Source organism: Bradyrhizobium sp. AUGA SZCCT0283, assembly GCF_018130385.1.
Taxonomy (GTDB): Bacteria; Pseudomonadota; Alphaproteobacteria; order Rhizobiales; family Xanthobacteraceae; genus Bradyrhizobium.
On record NZ_JAFCLU010000093.1, the window covers coordinates 1 to 3091 of the forward strand.

The 3091-nt window shown below is 60.1% G+C and carries 2 protein-coding genes and 1 pseudogene; 2 read left to right on the forward strand and 1 reads right to left on the reverse strand.

Translation table 11 applies throughout. From position 1 onward, the window contains the following. Window positions 1-634 (reverse strand): annotated as a pseudogene (locus JQ624_RS38140) (transposase); the annotation flags it as partial. A gap of 831 nt (window positions 635-1465) precedes the next feature. Here JQ624_RS38140 and JQ624_RS38145 point away from each other — a divergent pair. Further along, on the forward strand, window positions 1466-2068 hold the full coding sequence (locus tag JQ624_RS38145; protein ID WP_212424002.1) for a hypothetical protein: 603 nt from the start codon (window positions 1466-1468) through the stop codon (window positions 2066-2068). Further along, on the forward strand, window positions 2065-2877 hold the full coding sequence (locus tag JQ624_RS38150; RefSeq protein WP_212424003.1) for an enoyl-CoA hydratase/isomerase family protein: 813 nt from the start codon (window positions 2065-2067) through the stop codon (window positions 2875-2877). Before JQ624_RS38145 ends, JQ624_RS38150 begins: the two co-directional genes overlap by 4 nt. Window positions 2878-3091 lie beyond the last annotated feature (214 nt).

Sequence of the window (3091 nt, forward strand, 5' to 3'; positions counted from 1 at the left end):
TGCTCATTTCCTCCTTTAACTTCGTCAGCTTCTCGGTGAGCCTTGTTACCTTCGCGGCCAGCGCCTCCGTCGGCTCCCGCCGGTCGGCCGTGTCAAGTTGGCTCAGATAGCGCGCGACGCTCTCCTCCAACTGGGCACGCCGCCGTTCCACCTTCGCCCGGGTGAAGTTCTTATCCCGGTTGTTCACGGCTTTGAACTTGCTACCATCGATGGCGACGCTCGCCGTCGCGAGAAGACCCATCTTGCGGCAGAGTTCGACGAAGCGCGCACATACCCTGCGCAGCGCCAGGCCATTATCTTTGCGGAAGTCCGCGATCGTCTTGTGATCAGGTGCAAGCCGACCCAGCAACCACATGACTTCGACATTGCGTCCGGCCTCGCGTTCGAGCCGCCGGCTCGACTGCACCCGGTTCAAATAGCCGTAGATGTAAAGCTTGAGGAGAACCGACGGGTGGTACGACGGCCGACCAGTCGCCGCCGGCTCTACCCCCCTCAAAGCTCATCTCAGCCAAATCGAGTGCATCGACAACACGTCGATCACGCGAACAGGGTTGCTCTCGTCAATGAAATCATCGAGGCATTCGGGCAATAGCGTCCATTGCCCACAATCCGCCTCTTCAACGAAGCGCCTCATCGATTCCTCCCGCAGAATCACAGGAGAATCATAACAGCAGCACTGCGTTTTCACACAGCCAGGGTCAATCGCGTCGATCTCGACGGCGTACGAGCACGTCCCCTTTAGCGCCGCCAACGGACATCAACCCATGACCGCGTAAAGGTGCCAGGATCGGCCATTCAGATGGCTTACCTAAGGTCGGCAAACGGCCCAACAGTAATTGCTTGACTATTATCAAGTCGCCCGGCAGGAACTCACCTCCCGATCCAGCTACTTGTACGCGACCGCACCCTCGACAGGGCCTCTCAGTGAGAGGGATCTTGAAGTCTCGGAATTCGGCCTGCGGGATGCATAATGCGTTGCACGATCACCGATCATGGTTGGGGACCCATTCCTCCGCGGTTGAGTCCCAATGACGGGTGTCGTCGAAGTGTTTCCAGAGTGGCCGGCTTGGTTTGCTTTCACCCTTCTGTCGTTTTGCATTCAGTGCGCTGAGTTGGACGACGAGCGCCCCAGCCATCATCACCCATTCGCGAGCGTTATATCGGGAGTTCCATTTGATTGTCGCGAGCATCGGATGCCTCCTTCAAAGTAAGAAAGCCTTCGCCATCTTAACCGGGCCAAGAACACAGGGATGTAAAGTACTTCACAGTCAGCCAACATCTTCGACACAGCCGCGCGGGAGCCTACCAGGGGATGCGTCTGCGAGCTGGAGGGTTGCACTTGATGGAGGCGCACAGCCCCTCCGCTGGATGTCGATAGTTTTTGGCAGCTTTGCGACAGTATCTCATTTTCGCAGGATGCATCTTCGTCCTACACTTCCACTACTGCCTCATTCCAAGGTGTCCAATGCTTTCAATCCCCCGCGAACAGCATTCCCAGGTGCTCGCCGCCGCGTTGCCGCGCGCCGAGACCGAAGCATTTCTGATCACCCGTAACCACGCTGTCGCAACCCTCGCTGCCGCCGATTTGCGCGCCGCGATCCGCAGCGGCCGCGCGCTGCTGGCGCGATTGCCGCTACGCTCGCAGCGGACCCCGGTGCAAAAGGCGGGCGGCGAGGCGATCGTCCATCTGACGGCCGATGCTGTGTGGCGATTTTTCCGCCGCCATGCCGTGCCGATGTACCGCGACCTGACGCAGGAGGGCGCGCGGTCGATGCGCGTCGATGCGATTCTGTGGGAGGCCGCCGCGCACTGGCCTGACATTCTGCCTACCCAGGCAGAGATCACCGCCGAGGGCGACCGCATGCAGGCAGACAAGGACGGCCTCGAGATTCACCAGGGCCTGTTCGTCAGCCAGATCCTGGCCGACCCTCAGGCGGGGCATCACCTGATACGCTCCATGCTGCGCCCCCGAGCAGAATCCCTTGAGCTGCTGCCGCAGTTCATCGCGACAGGCCGCGCCGATCTGGTACCGCGCGCGTCGAGGTGCAGGGCAGCGCGAGCCACGTGACCATCCATAACGAACGGTACCTCAACTCCGAAGACGACACCGTCGTGGGTCCGCTCGAGATCGCGACGGATCTGACTTTGCTGCATCCTGAAGTGAAAATCGGCGTCCTGCGCGGCAGCGTGGTAGATCATCCGAAGTACCGGGGCCAGCGCGTGTTTTCATCGGGAATGAATCTGACGCGCATCTACCAGGGAAAGCTGAGCTATCTCTCGTTCCTTTTCCGCAGCATGGGGTTGCACAGCAAGCTCTACCGTGGCGTGCTGGTCGAACATGAGCCTGACCGCCTGGATGCGCCGCTCGAAGAGCCGGAGCGCACGCTGGAGAAGCTATGGGTTGCGGCCGTCGATAAATTCGCGATCGGCGGAGGCTGCCAGCTTCTGCTCATCGTCGACTACGTCATCGCCGAGGCTGGCTCTTACTTCAGTCTGCCCGCGCGCAAGGAAGGCTTCTTGCCCGGCACCGCAAATATGCGATTGCCCCGCTTTGTCGGCGAGCGGCTGGCGCGCGAGGCGATCTTGTTCGACCGCGTGTTTTACGCCGACACGCCGGAGGGGCGCCTGATCGCCAATGAAGTGGTGCCATCGGGCGAAATGGACCTCGCAGTCTCGCGCTGCGTGGAACATGCGATCGGATCGGGTGTCGTCAGCCCTGGTGCCAACCGCAAGGCGATCCGCCAGCAAACCGAGCCGCTGGAAGCATTCCGCAGATACCTGACGACATACGCATTCGAGCAGGCGTTCTGTCACCTCAGCGACGAGCTCATCGTCAATCTCGAGAAACACTGGAATGCCAAGCAACGCAAACTGTGAGTTTCGCGGTTGGGAACGTCGGCTTTGGGTCCAGGCTCGGAAGTCTCTAACAGTGCGAACGAAGTCCGTTCTTCATCCAGCAACCGACGTAGACCCGATTCAGTCGTCAGGTTCATGTTGGCTTCCGGGGATGGAATACCTCTCCGACGGACAGTTTCGGGTCCTTGATCCGAGAGCGGTCCTTGCGATCGTTCTTTTGTGCTTCGAGCTTCTG